The organism is Ancylobacter polymorphus (assembly GCF_030813495.1).
Taxonomy (GTDB): domain Bacteria; phylum Pseudomonadota; class Alphaproteobacteria; order Rhizobiales; family Xanthobacteraceae; genus Ancylobacter; species Ancylobacter polymorphus.
In genome coordinates, this window is the sequence record NZ_JAUSUI010000003.1 from 317,380 (window position 1) to 335,925 (window position 18,546).

The 18,546-nt window shown below is 67.5% G+C and carries 13 protein-coding genes; 10 read left to right on the forward strand and 3 right to left on the reverse strand.

The window, feature by feature from the left end:
• Positions 1–42 precede the first annotated feature (42 nt).
• From J2S75_RS08825 to ade, 3 genes are all read left to right on the forward strand, one after another.
• Positions 43–828 carry a DeoR/GlpR family DNA-binding transcription regulator gene (locus J2S75_RS08825; protein ID WP_244378167.1) on the forward strand — a complete coding sequence of 262 codons (786 nt, stop codon included), beginning with the start codon at positions 43–45 and terminating at the stop codon, positions 826–828.
• Between the two features lie 212 nt (positions 829–1,040).
• On the forward strand, positions 1,041–2,000 hold the full coding sequence (locus tag J2S75_RS08830; protein WP_307019460.1) for an aldo/keto reductase: 960 nt from the start codon (positions 1,041–1,043) through the stop codon (positions 1,998–2,000).
• 4 nt (positions 2,001–2,004) lie between these two features.
• Positions 2,005–3,741: an adenine deaminase gene (ade, locus tag J2S75_RS08835; RefSeq protein ID WP_307019461.1), complete on the forward strand. Its 1,737-nt coding sequence runs from the start codon at positions 2,005–2,007 to the stop codon at positions 3,739–3,741.
• A gap of 20 nt (positions 3,742–3,761) precedes the next feature.
• Here the strand turns inward: ade and J2S75_RS08840 are convergent, their stop codons facing one another.
• The 3 genes from J2S75_RS08840 to J2S75_RS08850 form a co-directional block, all read right to left on the reverse strand.
• Positions 3,762–4,682, reverse strand: a complete 921-nt coding sequence (locus tag J2S75_RS08840; RefSeq protein ID WP_307019462.1) for a LysR substrate-binding domain-containing protein — start codon at positions 4,680–4,682, stop codon at positions 3,762–3,764.
• 127 nt (positions 4,683–4,809) lie between these two features.
• Positions 4,810–6,063: an NAD(P)/FAD-dependent oxidoreductase gene (locus J2S75_RS08845; protein WP_307019463.1), complete on the reverse strand. Its 1,254-nt coding sequence runs from the start codon at positions 6,061–6,063 to the stop codon at positions 4,810–4,812.
• Positions 6,060–6,782 (reverse strand): lysophospholipid acyltransferase family protein, encoded by a 723-nt coding sequence (locus J2S75_RS08850; RefSeq protein WP_307019464.1) that lies wholly within the window; start codon positions 6,780–6,782, stop codon positions 6,060–6,062. Before J2S75_RS08850 ends, J2S75_RS08845 begins: the two co-directional genes overlap by 4 nt.
• Positions 6,783–7,868: 1,086 nt before the next feature.
• On the opposite strand from J2S75_RS08850, the gene J2S75_RS08855 reads away from it, so the two are divergent.
• The 7 genes from J2S75_RS08855 to J2S75_RS08885 all read left to right on the forward strand — a co-directional run bounded on the left by J2S75_RS08855 (position 7,869) and on the right by J2S75_RS08885 (position 18,085).
• Entirely contained in the window at positions 7,869–9,038 is a 1,170-nt protein-coding gene (locus J2S75_RS08855; RefSeq protein ID WP_307019465.1) for an ABC transporter substrate-binding protein, read from the forward strand.
• Positions 9,039–9,321: 283 nt separating this feature from the next.
• The gene (locus tag J2S75_RS08860) at positions 9,322–10,362 is read left to right on the forward strand and encodes an ABC transporter ATP-binding protein (RefSeq protein ID WP_307019466.1); all 1,041 of its coding nucleotides are present in this window, start codon (positions 9,322–9,324) and stop codon (positions 10,360–10,362) included.
• Positions 10,359–11,303, forward strand: a complete 945-nt coding sequence (locus tag J2S75_RS08865; RefSeq protein ID WP_307019467.1) for an ABC transporter permease — start codon at positions 10,359–10,361, stop codon at positions 11,301–11,303. The genes J2S75_RS08860 and J2S75_RS08865 overlap by 4 nt, the downstream gene beginning before the upstream one ends.
• A 135-nt stretch (positions 11,304–11,438) precedes the next feature.
• Positions 11,439–12,239, forward strand: coding sequence for an ABC transporter permease (locus tag J2S75_RS08870; protein ID WP_307019468.1), 801 nt, complete (start codon positions 11,439–11,441; stop codon positions 12,237–12,239).
• A gap of 9 nt (positions 12,240–12,248) precedes the next feature.
• Positions 12,249–13,700 carry a gamma-aminobutyraldehyde dehydrogenase gene (locus J2S75_RS08875; RefSeq protein WP_307019469.1) on the forward strand — a complete coding sequence of 484 codons (1,452 nt, stop codon included), beginning with the start codon at positions 12,249–12,251 and terminating at the stop codon, positions 13,698–13,700.
• 200 nt (positions 13,701–13,900) lie between these two features.
• Positions 13,901–15,001 carry an efflux RND transporter periplasmic adaptor subunit gene (locus J2S75_RS08880; RefSeq protein WP_307019470.1) on the forward strand — a complete coding sequence of 367 codons (1,101 nt, stop codon included), beginning with the start codon at positions 13,901–13,903 and terminating at the stop codon, positions 14,999–15,001.
• 9 nt (positions 15,002–15,010) lie between these two features.
• Positions 15,011–18,085: an efflux RND transporter permease subunit gene (locus J2S75_RS08885; protein ID WP_307019471.1), complete on the forward strand. Its 3,075-nt coding sequence runs from the start codon at positions 15,011–15,013 to the stop codon at positions 18,083–18,085.
• Positions 18,086–18,546: the final 461 nt, after the last annotated feature.

The window sequence follows — 18,546 nt, forward strand, 5'->3', positions numbered from 1 at the left end:
CAGAAGACGGTCGTCCATTTCGGGAGAAAGGCCGTTGGCCGCATGAACGCGATCTCCTCACGCCAGCAGGACATTCTCGGCCTCGCGCGCGCCCAGGGCCGCGTGAGCGTGGAAGACCTCGCCGGCCGTTTCGATGTCTCGCCCCAGACCATCCGCAAGGATCTCAACGATCTGTGCGTGCGGCGGCTGATGTCGCGCGTGCATGGCGGCGCCGTCGTCGCCTCCGGCGTCGAGAACCTCGCCTATGAGGCACGCCGCGCCATGGCGCAGGGCGCCAAGCGCGCCATCGCCGAAGCCGCCGCCAGCATGGTGCCCAACCGCGCCTCGCTGTTCATCAATATCGGCACCACCACGGAAGAGGTCGCCCGCGCCCTGTCCGACCATGAGGACCTCCTGGTCATCACCAACAACCTCAACGTGGCGACGCTACTCTACCGCCATCCCCGCATCGAGCTGATCATGGCCGGCGGCCCGGTGCGTCAGGCCGACGGGGCGGTGATCGGCTCGGCGGCGGTGGATTTCGTCCGCCAGTTCCGCGTCGACTACGCCGTCATCGGCGCCTCGGCGATCGAGGAAGACGGCACGCTGCTCGATTTCGACTATCGCGAGGTGCAGGTCGCCCGCGCCATCATCGACAATGCCCGCCAGATCATTCTGGTGGCCGACCGCTCCAAGCTGGAGCGCACGGCGCCGGTCCGCATCGGCTCCATGTCGGAGGTCGACACCTTCGTCACCGACACCGTATCATCGCCCGAACTGCGCAATGTGTGCCAGCGCGAGCAGGTGGAACTGATCGAGGTCGGTTCGCTTGACGAGGACGGGTTCTAGAGCACGCGCCGATCAGCTTGCATCGCAAGCTGATCGGACAACGCGTTCTCTATCTTAGAGTTAGAGGGCGATTTACCGATCAGCCTGGTTCAATCTGATCGGATCGCACTCTAGCGATCCCGCATTGCAACATCGGGGCGGCGCGCGCCGGGGCCGATGAGCCCTGAGCCGTTCGCGGCACCCCTTCCGCCCAACCGCCGGAGGAGAGACGAATGGAACTGCGCCGCCTCGGACGCTCGGATATTCTGGTGCCGCCGCTGTGCATCGGCGGCAATGTCTTCGGCTGGACCGCTGACGAGCCCACCTCCTTCCGCCTGCTCGACGCGCTGTTCGATGCCGGCCTGTGCTTCATCGACACCGCTGATGTCTATTCCCGCTGGGCCGAGGGCCATCAGGGCGGCGAATCCGAGACCATCATCGGCAAGTGGATGAAGGCGCGCGGCAATCGCGACCGGCTCATCATCGCCACCAAGGTCGGCAGCGACATGGGGCGGGGCAAGGTGTGCCTGCAGGCCGACTATATCCGCAGCGCCGTCGATGCCTCGCTGGCCCGCCTGCAGACCGACTATATCGACCTCTACCAATCGCATTGGGACGACCCGGACACCCCGTTCGAAGAGGTGCTGGGTGCCTATGACGAGTTGGTCCGCGCCGGCAAGGTGCGGATCATCGGCGCCTCCAACCTCACTGCGCCGCGTCTGTTCGAGGCGCTGGCCGTGTCGACGCGCGAGAAGCTGCCGCGCTATGAGACGCTGCAGCCGGAATATAATCTGTGCGAGCGCGCCGGCTATGAGGCGGATGTCGAGGCGGTGTGCGCCGCCAACGGCCTCGGCGTCATCCCCTATTTCTCGCTCGCCGCCGGCTTCCTCACCGGCAAGTACCGCAGCGCCGCCGATGCCGACAAAAGCGTGCGCGGGGGCGAACTGGTGGCGAAATATCTCAACCCGCGCGGGGAGCGTATCCTCGCCGCGCTGGACGAGGTCGCCGCCGCCCATGGCGCGACCCCGACCCAGGTGGCGCTCGCCTGGGTGATGGCGCGGCCCAGCATCACCGCCCCCATCGCCAGCGCCTCGCGGGTGGAACAGCTTGCCGATCTCATCGCCAGCGTTGATCTCGCCCTCACCGGCGCGGACATGGCGCGGCTCGACACGGCCAGCGCCTGGAAGGAGTGATACCATGACCGCCCGCAGCCCGGCCGAAATCGCCCGCTTCATCGAGGCCGGCCGCGGCACCGCGCCGGCGGATCTCGTGATCAAGGGCGTCCAGTTGCTGGACGTCATCACCGGCGCGCTCACCCGCACCGACATCGCCATGGTGGGCGAACGCATCGTCGGCACCTATGGCGAGTACAGCGGCGCGCAGGAAATCGACGGCGCCGGTCTGTTCGCCGTGCCGGGCTTCATCGACACCCATCTGCATGTCGAATCCTCATTGGTCACGCCGCTGGAATTCGACCGCTGCGTGCTGCCGCACGGCGTCACCACGGCGATCTGCGACCCGCATGAGATCGCCAATGTGCTGGGCGCGGAGGGCATCGCCTATTTCCAGCGCTGCGCCGAGGAGATGGTGATGGACCTGCGGGTCCAGCTTTCCTCCTGCGTGCCCGCCACCTCCTTCGAGACCGCCGGCGCTGAACTCGCCGCGCCCGATCTCGCGCTTCTGCGCGGCCACGAATCCGGCATCGGCCTCGCCGAATTCATGAACTTCCCCGGCGTGCTGTTCGCCGATGAGGGGTGCCTCGCAAAGCTCTCCCTCTTCTCCGACGGGCACATCGACGGCCATGCGCCGCTGCTGCGCGGGCGCGACCTCAACGGCTACATCGCCGCCGGCATCCGCACCGAGCATGAGGCGACGGGACTGGAGGAGGCGCGCGAGAAGCTGATGAAGGGCATGTCCGTCCTCATCCGCGAGGGCTCGGTCTCCAAAGACCTGCACGCGCTGATCCCGCTCATTTCCGCCGATACTTCGGCATTCCTCGCCTTCTGCACCGATGACCGCAACCCGCTCGACATCGCCGAGGAGGGCCATCTCGACTACATGATCGCCGAGGCCATCCGCCACGGCGCGCCGCTGCACCATGTCTACCGGGTGGCGAGCTGGTCGGCGGCCAATGCCTTCGGCCTCACCGATCGCGGCCTCATCGCGCCGGGACGGCGCGCCGACATCGTGCTCGTGGATAATCTGGAAGCCTGTTCGGTGCGCCAGGTCATATCAGCCGGCCGGCTGGTGACGCCGGAACTGTTCGCCGCGCGTGGCCATGTCGCCCCGGTCGGCATGGATTCGGTAAAGGCGCGGCCCGTGACGGCGGAGGATTTCCGCATCCCGGCCTCGGAAAGTGCCACCCGTGTCATCGGCGTGGTGCCCGGCCGCATCATCACCGAGGATATCCGGCTTGACCTGGACCTGATCGACGGCGAGAAGCGGGCCGATCTGGAGAAGGACGCGGTGAAGGTCTGCGTCGTCGAGCGGCACGGGCGCAACGGCAATATCGGCCGCGGCTTCGTCCATGGCTTCGGCATGAAGCGCGGCGCCATCGCCTCCTCGGTCGGGCATGACAGCCACAACATCACCGTCGTCGGCGTCGACGAGGCCGACATGGCGCTGGCGGTGAACCGGCTCATCGAAATGCGCGGCGGCTTCGCGGTGGCCGATGGCGGGGAGGTGACGGCCGAACTCGCTTTGCCCGTCGCCGGGCTGATGGCGGACACCACGTTCGAGGACGTACACGACGCGCTGATCCCGCTGCGCGCGGCGGCGAAGGCGCTGGGCGTCAAGCTGGCCGAGCCGTTTCTGCAGGTCGCGTTCCTGCCGCTGCCGGTCATTCCGCATCTGAAGATCACCGATGTCGGCCTGTTCGATGTCAACGCCTTTGCCCTTCTGGAACCCGCTCCGGCCCCCGGGGGAAATGGGTGAGCGTGGCACGACCTCGCGCGTCACCCTCGGGCGTGCGGCGCGGAGCGGGTGCGGGTGGCGGCGATGGCGACAAAGCCGGCGGCGGCGGGGGAAAGCGGCGAGCCGCGGCGCCAGGCGGTGGCCACCTCCACCGCCGGCACCGTGTCGATCAGCGTGCGCGCCTCGATCTTGTCGCCTTCCAGCGACCAGGGGCGGTAGGTGAGGTCCGGCAGCACCGCCACGCCGGCGCCGGTCGCCACCAGCGAGCGCACCGCCTCCACCGAGCGGGTGCGGAACGCCACCGGCGGGCGGATGCCGAGCCGGCGCCAGACGATCTCCGAGGCCTCGGCGATTTCGTCAATGGCGAGAAGCACATGCGGCTCCTCGCTGAAGGCGCGCAGACTCACCCGCTCCTCCACCAGCGCGGGGTGGCCGAGCGGCATCCACACGCGATAGGGCGAGACTTCCACGGTTTCCGTCTGCAGCGCCGCCGAATGCCGGCCGGGCGGCAGCACCATGACCGCGACATCGAGCTCGCCGCCCACCAGCAGATGTTCGAGATAATCTCCAGCATCTTCAACGGCTTCCACGGCGACGCCGGGGAAGGCGCGGCGGAAGCGGGCGATGAGGTCGGAATAGATGTAGCCGGCGACCAGCGGCGTCACCCCCACCGCCAGCCGGCCGGTCAGCGCCGCCGTTTCCGGCCCGGCCAGCGCCCGCCGCGCATCGGCGACATCGCCAAGTATTTTGCGCGCATGGCGCAGGAAATGATGGCCCTTGAGGGTGAGATCAACGCCGCGCGCGTGGCGTTCCAGCAGCTTGAAACCAAGGTCAAGTTCCAGTTCGCGCAGCGATTCCGTCACCGTCGACTGCGAGATCGACAAGGCGTGCGCGGCGGAGGAGACGGAGCCGTTCTCTGCCACCGCCACGAAATACTGGAGCTGGCGCAGCGAAAAGGCCATCGGAACTCCGCAGGGAGGGGGACCAAACGCGAGAGTAGGCGCCCGATTTCGCCCCGCCAAGTGCCGCTTTTCCACTGGCCGATGAGGCCGATGAGGTGGACGATGAGACCGAAGCGGCCGGCCGCGCCTATTTCGCCAGCAGGGACTTCAACTCGAAGCCCTCGTCGCCCGCCTGTTCCGGGGTGATCGCCGGGGTGCCGGCGAGCAGGCGGCGGCCGAGCATGTGGTCGGCCGGGCGGTTCACGCTCTCGATGGCGGTGAGCACACCGTCGCGGAAGCGGAACACCGAGAAGCGGCGCGAGGCGGGGTCGCCGCGCAGTACCGCGCTGTCGGTGGCGGCGGCGAGGCCGACGATCTGCAGCTTGAGATCGGCCTGGTCACTCCAGAACCACGGCACGGCGTCGAACGGCGTGCCCTTGCCGGTGAGGCGATGGGCGAGGCTGCGCGCCTGATCGGCGGCGTTCTGCACCGATTCCAGCCGCACAGAACCGGCGGCGAACCGGCTGGGATAGGCCACGGCATCGCCCAGGGCGGAGATGGCGGGATCCATGGTGGCGAGATGGGCGTCGACGACGATGCCGTTCGCCACCTCCAGCCCGGCCTCGGCCGCGAGTTCGACATTCGGCACCACGCCGATGCCGACCAGCACGAAATCGGCGGGGTAGACCGTGCCGTTGCCGGTTCTGACGCCGGTGACGTGGCCGCCCTCGCCCTCCAGCCCGATCACCCCGGCGCCGAGCACGAGATCGGTGCCCATGGCGGCATGGGCGCTGGCGAAGAAGGCCGACATTTCGGGCGAGACGGCGCGGGCCAGCACGCGGCTGGCGCCTTCCAGCACCGTCACCTCATGGCCGAGCGCGCGGGCGACGGCGGCGAATTCCAGCCCGATGAAGCCGGCGCCGATCACCACCACGCGGCGGGCGGCGGCGAGCCGGTCCTTGAGCGCGTCGGCGTCCGCCCGGGTGCGCAGATAATACACGCCGGCGAGATCGTGCCCCGGCACGGGGAGCGGCCGGTTGCGGGCGCCGGTGGCGAGGATGAGATGGGCATAGGGCAGCGCCTCGCCGCCCTCCAGCACCAGGCGCCGGCCGGCGCGGTCGATGGCGGTGGCGCGGGCATTCACCAGTTCGATGCGGTGGTCGACATAGAAGGCGCCGGCGCGCAGCTCGATCTGCTCGATGCCGGCCTCGCCCTTCATATAGGCCTTGGACAGCGGCGGGCGCTGATAGGGCAGGCCCGGCTCGTCGCCGACCAGAACGAGCCGGCCCTCATAGCCGGCTTCCCGCAGCGAGGCCGCCGCCTGGAAGCCACCTTGGCCTGCCCCGACAATGACGATGCCCGCCTTGCTTGTGCCCGCCTCGCTTGTGCCCGCCGCGCTCATGACTGCCCTCGCTCCTGCGCCACCAGCCGGTCGCGCTCCTCATAGATCGCCTCGGTGAGCCGGGCCATGAACTCCTTGTCCGGCAGGCCGGGGGGGATGGGCGGCAGGTAGGAGACGGTGATGGTACCCGGCCGGATGCTGAAGCTGCGCGCCGGCCAGTACAGGCCGGCATTGTTGACGACCGGCACGACCGGCAAATCCAGCGCCTTGTAGAGCAGCAGCACGCCGCGATGGAACTCCGCCCGCTCGTCCACGGCGCGGCGGGTGCCTTCGGGGAAGATCAGCAGATTGCGCCCGGCCTCGCTGGCCTCGCGGCCTTCGCGGAACATCTTCTTCACCGAGGAAGCGCCGCCCGCACGGTCGATGGCGATCATCGGCGAGCGCTTGAGGAACCAGCCGAACACCGGGATGCGGTACAGCTCCTCCTTCAGCACGATGGCGACATCGGGAATGAGCACGGCGGCGGCGATGGTCTCGAAGGCGGATTGGTGGTTGCCGACATAGAGCGCCGGCTCGGGCGGGCGGTTTTCTTCGCCGATGGTGCGGTAGGCGAGCCCGACGAGGCGCAGGATCGCCATGACACCGCCGGCCCAGAAGCGGGAGAAACGGCGAGTGGCGGTCGGCCGGTCGAGCCATGCGAAATAGGGAATGGTGAGCGCCAGCAGCGCCGTCCACAGAACCAGCAGCACGAGGAAGATGGAGGAACGCAGGCGGGCCATCGGCGGGGGTCTCGGCAGAGAAGGCTCGGTTGGGAGGCTCGGCGGGGGTCTCTATCAGGGGCGGGCAGGTCTAGCAGATCGCACGGCCGGACGGGAGGGGTGCGGTGGTGGAGGGGATCGCCGGCCGTCCGCGATCGACGCCGGAGGGGCCCCGCCACGATCGTCATCCCGGCCGAAGCGCAGCGCGGCGCCGATCCAGGGCACAGGGGACCGGCCGCCGCCCTGCTGACGCGTCCCTCATCCCCGGGCGGGTGCCGCGCTGCAACCTTCCGCATCCCCGGGCGTGACCCGGGGACCCAGCCCCACCGCCCGTGCCCGGTTTCAAGGCTGGGTGGCCGGGTCAGGCCCGGCCATGAGGGGTGTGAATGATGAGAGGGCGCCGTAGAGATGGCCGAAGCCTCGAGCGCCCTGCGTGCCCTCATCCCCGGGCGTGACCCGGGGACCCAGCCCCACCGCCCGCGCCCGGTTTCCAAGGCTGGGTGGCCGGGTCAAGCCCGGCCATGGGGGGTGTGAATGAAGAGAGGGCGCCGTAGAGATGGCCGAAGCCTCGTGCGCCCTGCGTGCCCTCATCCCCGGGGCGTGACCCGGGGACCCAGCCCCACCGCCCGCGCGATTTCAAGGCTGGGTGGCCGGGTCAAGCCCGGTCCTGAGGGCGCAGGGGTGTTGAGGGCGCCGTAGAGATGGCGGAAGCCTCGTGCGCCGTGCGTGCTCATCCCTGGGCGTGACCTGGGGACCCAGCCCCACCGCCCGTGCCCGGTTTCAAGGCTGGGTGGCCACCCCAACCGTCACGCGATCCCGGATCGGTTCTGCGGACCGTCCGGGCTGACGGGACACAACGGCATGCGATGGGCGGGGACACGGGTGATCCGGGCAGGGAAGGTCAGGCGCCTGCCGCGCGGCTCAACCCGCTAACCCCCCGCTGCCGCCTCATCGAATTGTCCGGCCTCACGGCAGAACCGTGCTCATCTGTTACTCATCGTTTTTTCCGATATTACCGTTCTGATCTTTGGTGTGGCGCGGGGCAGGACGCAGCGTCACACTCAAGCCAAAGGGCCGCAAGCGCCCGCAGAACAGAGGGAAACAGATATGCCGAAACTCTCCCATTATCTGCGTCTGCCGGCGCTCGCCGCCAGCGCCTCTCTCGCCTTGAACCCTGTTTTCGCTGCGGAAATGACCGCCGTCGGCAAGGGCGAAGGGCAGGTCGATATCGTCGCCTGGGCCGGCTATATCGAGCGCGGCGACACCGACAAGGCCTATGACTGGGTCACCGATTTCGAGAAGAAGACCGGCTGCAAGGTCAATGTGAAGACCGCCGGTACTTCCGATGAGATGGTCGCGCTGATGAATGAGGGCGGCTTCGACCTTGTCACCGCCTCCGGCGACGCCTCGCTGCGCCTCATCGCCGGCAAGAAGGTCGCCCCCATCAACACCAAGCTGATCCCGAGCTGGGGCACGGTGGACGAGCGGCTGCAGAACGCGCCCTGGCACACCGTCAATGGCGTGCATTACGGCGCGCCCTACCAGTGGGGTTCCAATGTGTTGATGTACAACACGGAAGCGTTCAAGGGCCAGGCGCCGAAGAGCTGGAAGGTGGTGTTCGAGGAACAGACGCTGCCCGACGGCAAGTCGAACAAGGGCCGCGTCCAGGCGTTTGACGGGCCGATCTACATCGCCGACGCCGCGCTCTATCTGATGGCCCATAAGCCCGAGCTCGGCATCAAGGACCCCTATGAGCTGACCGAGGCGCAGTACAAGGCCGCGCTCGACCTGCTGCGCGAGCAGCGCAAGATCGTGCAGCGCTACTGGCACGACGCGATGATCCAGGTTGACGACTTCACCAATGAAGGCGTCGTTGCCTCCTCTTCCTGGCCGTTCCAGGTGAACCTGCTGCAAAGCCAGAAGAAGCCGATCGCCTCCACCATTCCCAGCGAAGGCGCCACCGGCTGGGCCGACACCACCATGATGCATGCCGACGCCGCCCACCCGAACTGCGCCTATATGTGGATGGAGCATTCGCTGAGCCCCAAGGTGCAGGGCGATCTCGCCTCCTGGTTCGGCTCGGTGCCCGCCGTTCCCGCCGCCTGCAAGGGCAATGAACTTCTCGGTGCCGAGGGCTGCAAGACCAACGGCATGGACGAGTTCGAGCGCATCCATTTCTGGCGCACGCCGGTGGCCAAATGCGCCACCCAGGCGGAAGGTTGCGTGCCCTATTACCGCTGGGTGTCGGACTATATCGCCGTGCTCGGCGGGCGGTAACGCGCCGCGTCACACAACGCAGTCCTGAGGTGCCCGGGCGAAAGCCCGGGCGTTGAGGGATCATCGGCAAGCGCCCGCGCGCATCGTGCGAGACCCGCGTCGCAACGTGCCCGATGTCCTCATCCCCGGGCTTGACCCGGGGACCCAGCTCCGCCGCCGGTTGGTCCCCGTATCCTGGGAGGTCGGGTCAAGCCCGGCCATGAGGGAGTGCGGGGAGGAACCCAAACACAGAACGCGCGCAGCGCCCTGTTTCCAGTCTTCCTAACGGCCCCCGGATTTCCTCATGCACGCTCACGCCGCCCCGCTCGCTTTGCCGGCTGTCCGATTTGCCCGTGTTGTCAGGCATTTCGGCGCGGTGCGCGCGGTTGACGGGGTCGATCTTTCCATCGCGCCGGGCGAGTTCTTCGCCATGCTCGGCCCTTCCGGTTCCGGCAAGACCACCTGCCTGCGCCTCATCGCCGGCTTCGAGCAGCCGGATGACGGCCATATCGAGATTTTCGGCGAGACGGTGGAAGGCCTGCCGCCCTATCGGCGGGCGGTGAACACGGTGTTTCAGGACTACGCGCTGTTTCCGCACCTCTCTGTGGGCGAGAATGTCGCCTATGGGCTGCGCGTGCGCGGCGTCGGCCGGGCCGAGCGCGAGCGGCTGGCGCGCGAGGCGCTCTCCCTCGTCAAGCTCGCCGGCATGGAAACGCGCCGCCCCGCCCAGCTCTCCGGCGGCCAGCGCCAGCGCGTCGCCTTGGCCCGCGCGCTGGTGGTGCGGCCGAAAGTGCTGCTGCTCGACGAGCCGCTGGGCGCGCTCGACCTCAAGCTGCGCGAGGAAATGCAGAGCGAACTGAAGGGCTTGCAGCGCGCGCTCGGCCTCACCTTCGTCTTCGTCACCCATGACCAGAGCGAGGCGCTGTCCATGGCCGACCGCGTCGCCGTGTTCAATGAGGGGCGGATCGTGCAGGTCGGGCCGCCGGAAGAGGTGTACGAACAGCCGGCGACCCGTTTCGTCGCCCGTTTCGTCGGCTCGGCCAATGTGCTGGAGGCACGTGAGGCGCAGGCGCTGGGCGGCCCGGCGCGGCCCTGCAGCCTGCGGCCGGAGAAGATCCTGCTGCTCGCGCCCGGCGCGCCGGTGCCCGAGGGCGCGGCGGTGGTGGACGCGCGCGTCACCGACATTTCCTATCAGGGCCCGGTGCGCCGGATCAGCGCCCGCACGGGGCAGGGGCTCGCCCTCACCGCCGCTGTTCCCGCCACCGCGGCGGGGGTGATGGCGGGTGCCGATATCCGCTTCGCCGTGCCCGCCGGGGCGGTGCGGGCGATGGAGGGCGAGCAATGAGCCTCAGCCTCGATCTTCCCGCCCCGCGCGAGGGCGTGCTCCGACGTGCGTCGGACGTGCTGGTGCGGCGCGGCCGGCTGCTGACGCTGCTGCTGCTGGTGCCGCCGCTCCTGTGGCTGGGCCTCGTCTATCTCGGCAGCCTGTTCGTCTTCCTCGCGCAATCGGTTTTCTCGATCGACGAGTTCTCAGGCACCATCGTCCGCGAGCCGACCACCGCGACGCTGCTCGAACTCTTCCGCCCGGCCAATCTCGACATTCTGCTGCGAACGGTCGGCATTTCCGCCGCGGTGACCGGGCTGTGCGCGATCATCGCCTTTCCCATCGCCTATTACGCCGCCCGCTATGCCGGGCCGAAGGTGAAGGCGGCATTCTATCTCGCGGTCATGATGCCGCTGTGGTCGAGCTATCTGGTCAAGGTCTATGGCTGGAAACTGCTGCTGGCCAAGGAGGGCGCCATCGGCTGGTTCGCGGCCAAGCTCGGCCTCGGCGGCGCGCTGGAGGCGTGGCTGGCGCTGCCGCTGGTCGGCGGGCCCTCGCTCTCGGTCAGCTATACCGGCATGGTGCTGACCTTCACCTATCTCTGGCTGCCCTTCATGATCCTGCCCGTCCAGGCGGCGCTGGAGCGTGTGCCGCCGCATCTCATTGAAGCGGCCGGTGATCTCGGTGCGGCGCCGGCGCTGGTCTTCCGCACCATCATCCTGCCGCTGGCCATGCCGGGCGTGGTGGCGGGGGCGATCTTCACCTTCTCGCTGACGCTGGGCGACTACATCGTGCCGCAGATCATCGGCACCTCGGCGCTGGTGCTGGGGCAAGCGGTGTACACGCTGCAGGGCACCGCCGGAAACATCCCGCTGGCGGCGGCCTTCTCGCTGGTGCCGATCCTGGTCATGGCGATTTTTCTCACCCTCGCCAAGCGCACGGGAGCGTTCGATGCGCTGTGACGCGGATGCCCGGTTGGCAACACCCTCATGCCCGGGCTTGACCCGGGCACCCAGAGGGCCGGGAGCTGCGCCTGCCAATCTGGGTCCCCGGGTCAAGCCCGAGGATGAGGGGGCGATCGAGGCCGGGAGGACCGCATGACCCGCGCCCCGCTCTCCCTGAAGATCGCCGCCCTTGGCGGGCTGGCCTTCCTGCACGTCCCGCTGCTGTTCATCCTGCTCTACTGCTTCACCACGGAAGAGAAGAGCTACGCCTTTCCCCCGCCCGGCTTCACGCTGAAATGGTTCGGCGTGGTGTGGGGGCGGGCCGATATCTGGGCGGCGGTGGGGCTGTCGCTGAAGGTGGCGAGCATCGCCACGCTGCTGGCGCTGGTGCTCGGCACGCTGGCGGCCGGGGCGCTGGCGCGGGCGCGCTTCTTCGGCCGCGAGCCGATTTCGCTGCTGTTCGTGCTGCCCATCGCCCTGCCGGGCATCGTCACCGGCATCGCGCTGCGCCAGGCCTTCGGGCTGATGGAGATACCCTTCTCCGTCTGGACCATCGTTCTCGGCCACGCCACCTTCTGCATCGTCGTGGTCTACAACAATGCGGTGGCGCGGCTGCGGCGGCTCTCGCCCTCGCTGATCGAGGCGTCGATGGATCTCGGCGCCGATGCGTTCCAGACCTTCCGGCTCGTCATTCTGCCCAATATCGGCACGGCACTGCTGGCGGGCGGCATGCTCGCCTTCGCGCTGAGCTTCGACGAGGTCATCGTCACAACCTTCACCGCCGGCCAGCAATCGACCTTGCCGATATGGATGCTGTCCGAGCTCATCCGCCCACGGCAGCGGCCCGTCACCAATGTCGTCGCCGTGCTCGTGATCCTCGTGACCTTCCTGCCCATCCTCGCCGCCTATTACCTCACCCGCCATGGCGAGGCGGTGGCCGGCTCGGGAAAATAGGAGACGCCCATGACTGCCCTTTCCGACACCCAGATGCTCATCGGCTCCGCCTTCGTCGCCGGCACGGAAACGCCGGAAACGGTGCTGAACCCGAAGACCGAGGAGACGCTGCTCGACCTGCCGGAGGCCTCGATCGACCAGATCGATGCGGCGGTGAACGCGGCGGACAAAGCCTTCCGCACCTGGTCGCGCACCACGCCGGCCGAACGCGCCACGCTTCTGCTCAAGCTTGCCGACCGCATTGAAGCGGAAGCGGAATCCTTCGCCACGCTGGAGGCGCTGAACTGCGGCAAGCCCCGCCATGCGGTGCTCAATGACGAGTTGCCCGGCGTGGTCGACTGCTTCCGCTTCTTCGCCGGCGCGGCGCGCACCCAGCACGGCATGGTGGCGGGCGAATATCTCGCCGGTCACACCTCGATGATCCGCCGCGACCCGATCGGCGTCGTCGCCTCGATCGCGCCGTGGAACTACCCGCTGATGATGGCGGCGTGGAAGCTGGCGCCGGCGCTGGCGGGCGGCAATACGGTGGTGATCAAGCCTTCCGAGCAGACGCCGCTGACGCTGCTGAAACTGGCGAGGATCATCGCCGATCTGTTCCCCGAAGGCGTGGTGAATGTCGTGGTCGGGCGCGGCGAGAGCGTCGGCAATGCGCTGATCCACCATCCCAAAGTGGCGATGGTCTCGCTCACCGGCGACATCGCCACCGGCAAGAAGGTGCTGACCGCCGCCGCCAAGACGGTGAAGCGCACCCATCTGGAACTCGGCGGCAAGGCGCCGGTGATCGTGTTCGACGATGCCGACATCGACGCCGTGGTCGAGGGGGTGAAGGTGTTCGGCTATTACAATGCCGGCCAGGACTGCACCGCCGCCTGCCGCATCTATGCGGGGTCCAAGGTCTATGAGAAGCTGGTGGCGGACCTCTCCTCCGCCGTCTCCGGGCTCAAATTCGGCCAGGCGGACGACAGCGCGAACGATATCGGCCCGCTGATCTCCGCCCGCCAGCGGGCCCGCGTCGCCTCCTTCGTCGAGCGCGCCTCGGAACTCAACCACATCGAAATCGCCACCGGCGGCAAGCTCGCCGGCGGGGAGGGCACCGGCAAGGGCTTCTTCTATGAGCCGACCGTCGTCGCCGGCGCGCTGCAGTCGGACGAAATCGTCCGTCGCGAAGTGTTCGGTCCGGTCGTGTCGGTGACGCGCTTCAGCGATGTCGACGAGGCGGTGGGCTGGGCCAATGACAGCGATTACGGCCTCGCCTCCTCGGTGTGGACGCGCGATGTCGGCCGCGGCATGGCCACCGCTTCGCGCCTGCAATATGGCTGCACCTGGGTGAACTGCCATTTCATGCTGGTGAGCGAGATGCCGCATGGCGGCCTCAAGCAGTCCGGCTATGGCAAGGATCTCAGCGCCTATGCGCTGGAAGACTACACGGTGGTCCGCCATGTCATGGTGAAGAACGCCTGACGGCGCGTCTCCGCGCGGTTGCGCGCGGAAAAGGCGGGCCGGTTTCACAGGGCGGCGCCAGGGAGTATGATGTTCCGGCAGCCGCGCGAATGTGATCGCGCGGCTTGGAATGTGACGCATAATTAAGTTGGAACTCCTCCTCATATCTGTTGTGTCGCAACATGGATTTCCATGCTCCGACGCAGCTTCATGGGGGCTTGATGCGACGCCGATCCGCCTTGCTGATGACCATCGCCGTTCTGGCGGGAGCCGGATGGCTTGCGCATGACCGGGGATGGGTCGACGCGACCGGCCTGTTCGGCGCGCGCAGCCAGGCGAAGGCGGCCGCCCAGCCGGCGGCGGCGCGAAAAGTGCCGGTCGAAGTGGCACCGGCGCGCGCCGCCTCGGTGACGACGGACATTTCTTCCATCGGCTCGCTTCAATCCGACGAATCCGTGCAGGTTGCGTCCGAAGTCGCTGGCCGCATTCAGGAAATCGGCTTTCGCGAAGGGCAGCACGTGAAGGCCGGCGATGTGCTGGTGCAGCTCGACGCCGCTTTGGTGAAAGCCTCGCTGGACGAGACCGAGGCGCGGCTGGAACTTGCCCAGGCGAATTTCGGCCGTGCCCAGCAATTGCAGAAATCCGGCTCCGGCACCGCCCGCGCGCTGGACGAGGCGCAGGCGGAACTCAACACCGCCCGCGCCCTGCTCAATTCCCAGCGTGTGCAGATCGCCAAGCACACCATCACCGCGCCGTTCGACGGCGTCGTCGGCCTGCGCACCGTGTCCAACGGGGCCTATATCGCCGTCGGCACGGAACTGGTGAACCTTGAGAAGATCGACACGCTGAAGCTGGATTTCAAAGTGCCGGAGACGCAGCTCTCCAGCATCGCCGAAAACCAGACCGTGACCATCACGCTCGACGCGCTGCCGGGCCGTTCCTTCACCGGCACCATCTACGCCATCGACCCGATGGTCGATGTCAATGGCCGCTCGCTCAGTGTGCGCGCCCGGCTCGACAATAAGGACCTGACCCTGCGCCCGGGCCTGTTCGCCCGCGTCGTGGTGAAGGGCCGCGAGGCGCGCGACGCGGTGTTCGTGCCGGAAAGCGCGATCGTGCCGCGCGGGCAGGAGCGTCTCGTCTGGCAGATTGTCGACGGCAAGGCGCAACAGCTGAAAGTCGAACTCGGCCAGCGCGCCAAAGGTGAAGTCGAAGTGAAGGGCGTGGCGCCCGGCGCCAGCATCGTCGTGGCGGGGCAGGGGCGCTTGCAGCCCGGCGCTGTGGTGGAGGTGGTGCCGCCGCCGCCGGCGCCGCAGGGCTGAGGCCGCGCCATGGGCATTTCCGAGTTCTGCGTCCGCCGTCCCGTCTTCGCGACGGTGCTGAGCCTTTTGCTCATCCTCATCGGCATCGTCTCCTACAGCCGCCTCTCGGTGCGGGAATATCCCAATATCGACGAGCCCGTGGTGTCGGTGGTGACCACCTATCCCGGCGCCTCGGCCAGCATCGTCGAGAGCCAGGTCACCCAGGTTCTGGAGGGCTCGATCGCCGGCATCGCCGGCATCGACGTGCTGGAATCCACCAGCCGCTCGGAATCCAGCCGCATCACCGTCCGCTTCCGGCTGGAGGTCGACCCCGATGTCGCCGCCAGCGATGTGCGCGACCGGGTGAGCCGCGTGCGCCAGCGCCTGCCGGACGAGATCGACGAGCCGGTCATTTCCAAGGTCGAGGCCGACGCCCAGCCGGTGCTGTTCGTGGTCTTCCGCTCCGACCGCATGTCGGCGCTGGAACTGTCCGACTATATTGACCGCTACATCGTCGACCGCTTCAAGAACATCAACGGTGTCTCCGATGTGCAGATCTATGGCGAGCGGCGCTATGCCATGCGCATCTGGGTCGACCGCGAGCGGCTCGCCGCCTATGAACTGACCGTGCAGGATGTCGAGGATGCGCTGCGGGCGCAGAATGTCGAGATTCCCTCCGGCCGCATCGAGAGCGTCGACCGCGAATTCACCGTGCTCTCGCGCACGGGCCTGACCTCGGTCGACCAGTTCGACCAGATCGTCGTCAAGCGCGCGAATGGTGCGCAGGTGCATATGCGCGATGTCGCCCGCGTGGAACTCGGCGCCGCCGACGAGCGCCGGGCCAGCCGCTTCAATGGCGGGGCGGCGATCTTCATCGGCGTGATCAAGCAGGCCGTGGCCAACCCGCTGGACGTTTCCGCCGGCGCCCGCGCCATCTTGCCGGCCGTCAATGAGAGCCTGCCGGAAGGCATGAGCGCCACCATCGGCAACGACAATGCGGTGTTCATCGAGCGCTCCATCGAGGCGGTGTTTCACACCATCTTCGAGGCGGTCCTCCTGGTGGTGCTGGTCATCGTGGTGTTCCTGCGCTCCTTCCGGGCCTCGATCATTCCGATCGTGACCATTCCGATCTCGCTCGTCACCACCTTCGCCATCATGTATGCGCTGGGATTCAGCGTGAACACGTTGACGTTGCTGGCATTTGTGCTCGCGATCGGCCTCGTGGTCGACGATGCCATCGTCGTTCTGGAGAATATCTTCCGCCACATCGAGCACGGCATGAAGCCGATCCCCGCCGCCATCAGGGGCGCGCGCGAAATCGGCTTCGCCGTCATCGCCATGACGTTGACGCTCGCCGCCGTCTACGCGCCCGTCGCCTTCGCCCCCGGCCGCACGGGGCGGCTCTTCCTCGAATTCGCGCTGACGCTGGCGGGCGCCGTCATCATCTCCGGCTTTGTCGCGCTAACGCTGACGCCGATGATGTGCTCGCGCCTGCTCAAGCATGAGGAGAAGCCGGGCCGGGTGTCCGCCTTCATCGAGCGCCGGCTGCGGGCGATGGAGAACGGCTATCGCCGGCTGCTGGGTTCGACCTTGAAGCTCCGCCCGCTGATCCTGCTGCTGGCGCTCGGCGTGGCGGGCGCGAGCGCCTTTTTCCTTACCGTGCTGCCCTCGGAACTCTCGCCGGTCGAGGACCGCGGCGTCGTCCGCGTCACCGGCAGCGCGCCGGAGGGCTCCACCCTCGCCTATACCTCGCGCTACACCAACCAGATCGACACCATCGTCTCCAAGGAGAAGGAGGTCGACAGCGTCCTCATCATCAACGGCTTCCCCGAGGTCCACCGCTTCCTGGTCATCGGCCGGCTGAAGGATTGGGGCGAGCGGGATGTGCGCCAGCAGGAACTGGTGGCCAAGCTGACGCCGGAACTGCGGCGCATTGCCGGCATCAATGCCTATGCCAACAACCCGCCCTCGCTCGGCGCCTCCAACAGTTCACGGCCGATCGAGTTCGTGCTGCAGACCTCCGGCACCTATGAACAGCTCGACGACTACACGACCCGGTTCCTGGAGCGCATCCGCGATTATCCCGGCCTTGTGAGCATCGACAGCGACCTCAAACTGAACAAGCCGGAGATTTCCGTCTCGGTGGACCGGGCCAAGGCGGCCGATCTCGGCATCGACATCGCCGTTCTCGGCCGCACATTGGAGAGCCTGCTCGGCGGGCGGCAGGTCACGCGCTTCGAGGTGGGCGGCGAGCAGTACGATGTCTATGTCCAGCTCGACGCCCGCGACCGCTCGACCCCGGCGACACTCGACACCATCTATCTGCGTTCGGCGAGCGGGGAGATGGTGCAGCTTTCCAACCTCGTCACCGTGCGCGAAAGCGTGGCGCCACAGGAACTGAAGCGCTTCAACCAGCTACGCTCCGCCACTATTTCCGCCAATCTGGCGCCCGGCTTCTCGCAAGGCGAGGCGCTGGCCTTTCTCGACCAGACCGCCCGCGAGGTACTGCCGCAGACCGTTCAGACCGATGTCGCCGGCCAGAGCCGCGAGTTCCGCGCCGCCGGCCAGAGCCTGGTGGTGATCTTCCTGCTGGCGCTCGGGTTCATCTATCTCGTGCTCGCGGCGCAGTTCGAGAGCTTCCGCGATCCCGTCATCATCATGCTGACCGTGCCGCTTTCCATGACCGGGGCGCTGGCGGCGCTGTATTTCACCGGCGGATCGCTCAATGTCTATTCGCAGATCGGACTGGTGACGCTGGTCGGCCTCATCACCAAGCACGGCATTCTGATCGTCGAATTCGCCAATCAGCAGCAGGAGGCGGGTCTCGACCGCCGCGCGTCGGTCATCGAGGCGGCGGTTCTGCGTCTGCGGCCCATTCTGATGACCACGGGCGCCATGGTGCTGGGCGCGGTGCCGCTGGCGCTGGCGAGCGGCGCCGGAGCGGAGAGCCGGTCGCAGATCGGCTGGGTCATTGTCGGCGGCATGACGCTGGGCACGCTGCTCACCCTGTTCGTCGTGCCGGTGGTCTATTCGCTGATCGGGCGTGTCCACCACACGCCCCATGCCGAGATCGCCCCCGGCATCGTTCATACGCCGGCCGAGTAGATCGGGAGCGCGTCAACGCCGCGCGCGGCGCCGCTGGGCCATGGAACCGCGCGGGGGCATTATTTTATCGCCCAGAGTGCCAAACATTCCTCGCAAAGTTCTTCGCTTTCGCAGTAAGGGCATTCGCGCTCATAGGCATCTGTGAGCCAGTGCCAAATATCTACGAGCCATTTCAGCATAGGGGCTGCTCACCGCGATAACAACTTGTTGACTGTACATTCGCGCGCCAATCCGGTGAGAGTGTGGTGGTAATATTTCCAGCCAATACAATAATGTTTCCGAAAATTACTGTCTAAACTCGGTCAAAGCTGTGGCTGTATCATGGCGGCTCGGCCGCAGGCGGCGGGAAAGCGTGTCGCCTTCTGCGCGCGGGCAGGCCGTGCGGTTTCCGGACATGTCGGCGCGACGCGCCCTGCCGGCTTCCAGCGCTTGCGCGATTTCCACTGCTCAGCGAACTGGTT

Bases quoted from the DNA above. Each gene is read 5' to 3' on its own strand.
- J2S75_RS08850 (WP_307019464.1), bottom strand. From the start codon at position 6,782: ATGGCCCGCCTGCGTTCCTCCATCTTCCTCGTGCTGCTGGTTCTGTGG.
- J2S75_RS08875 (WP_307019469.1), top strand. From the start codon at position 12,249: ATGACTGCCCTTTCCGACACCCAGATGCTCATCGGCTCCGCCTTCGTC.
- J2S75_RS08870 (WP_307019468.1), top strand. From the start codon at position 11,439: ATGACCCGCGCCCCGCTCTCCCTGAAGATCGCCGCCCTTGGCGGGCTG.
- J2S75_RS08825 (WP_244378167.1), top strand. From the start codon at position 43: ATGAACGCGATCTCCTCACGCCAGCAGGACATTCTCGGCCTCGCGCGC.
- J2S75_RS08885 (WP_307019471.1), top strand. From the start codon at position 15,011: ATGGGCATTTCCGAGTTCTGCGTCCGCCGTCCCGTCTTCGCGACGGTG.
- ade (WP_307019461.1), top strand. From the start codon at position 2,005: ATGACCGCCCGCAGCCCGGCCGAAATCGCCCGCTTCATCGAGGCCGGC.
- J2S75_RS08880 (WP_307019470.1), top strand. From the start codon at position 13,901: ATGCGACGCCGATCCGCCTTGCTGATGACCATCGCCGTTCTGGCGGGA.
- J2S75_RS08860 (WP_307019466.1), top strand. From the start codon at position 9,322: ATGCACGCTCACGCCGCCCCGCTCGCTTTGCCGGCTGTCCGATTTGCC.
- J2S75_RS08840 (WP_307019462.1), bottom strand. From the start codon at position 4,682: ATGGCCTTTTCGCTGCGCCAGCTCCAGTATTTCGTGGCGGTGGCAGAG.
- J2S75_RS08830 (WP_307019460.1), top strand. From the start codon at position 1,041: ATGGAACTGCGCCGCCTCGGACGCTCGGATATTCTGGTGCCGCCGCTG.
- J2S75_RS08855 (WP_307019465.1), top strand. From the start codon at position 7,869: ATGCCGAAACTCTCCCATTATCTGCGTCTGCCGGCGCTCGCCGCCAGC.
- J2S75_RS08845 (WP_307019463.1), bottom strand. From the start codon at position 6,063: ATGAGCGCGGCGGGCACAAGCGAGGCGGGCACAAGCAAGGCGGGCATC.
- J2S75_RS08865 (WP_307019467.1), top strand. From the start codon at position 10,359: ATGAGCCTCAGCCTCGATCTTCCCGCCCCGCGCGAGGGCGTGCTCCGA.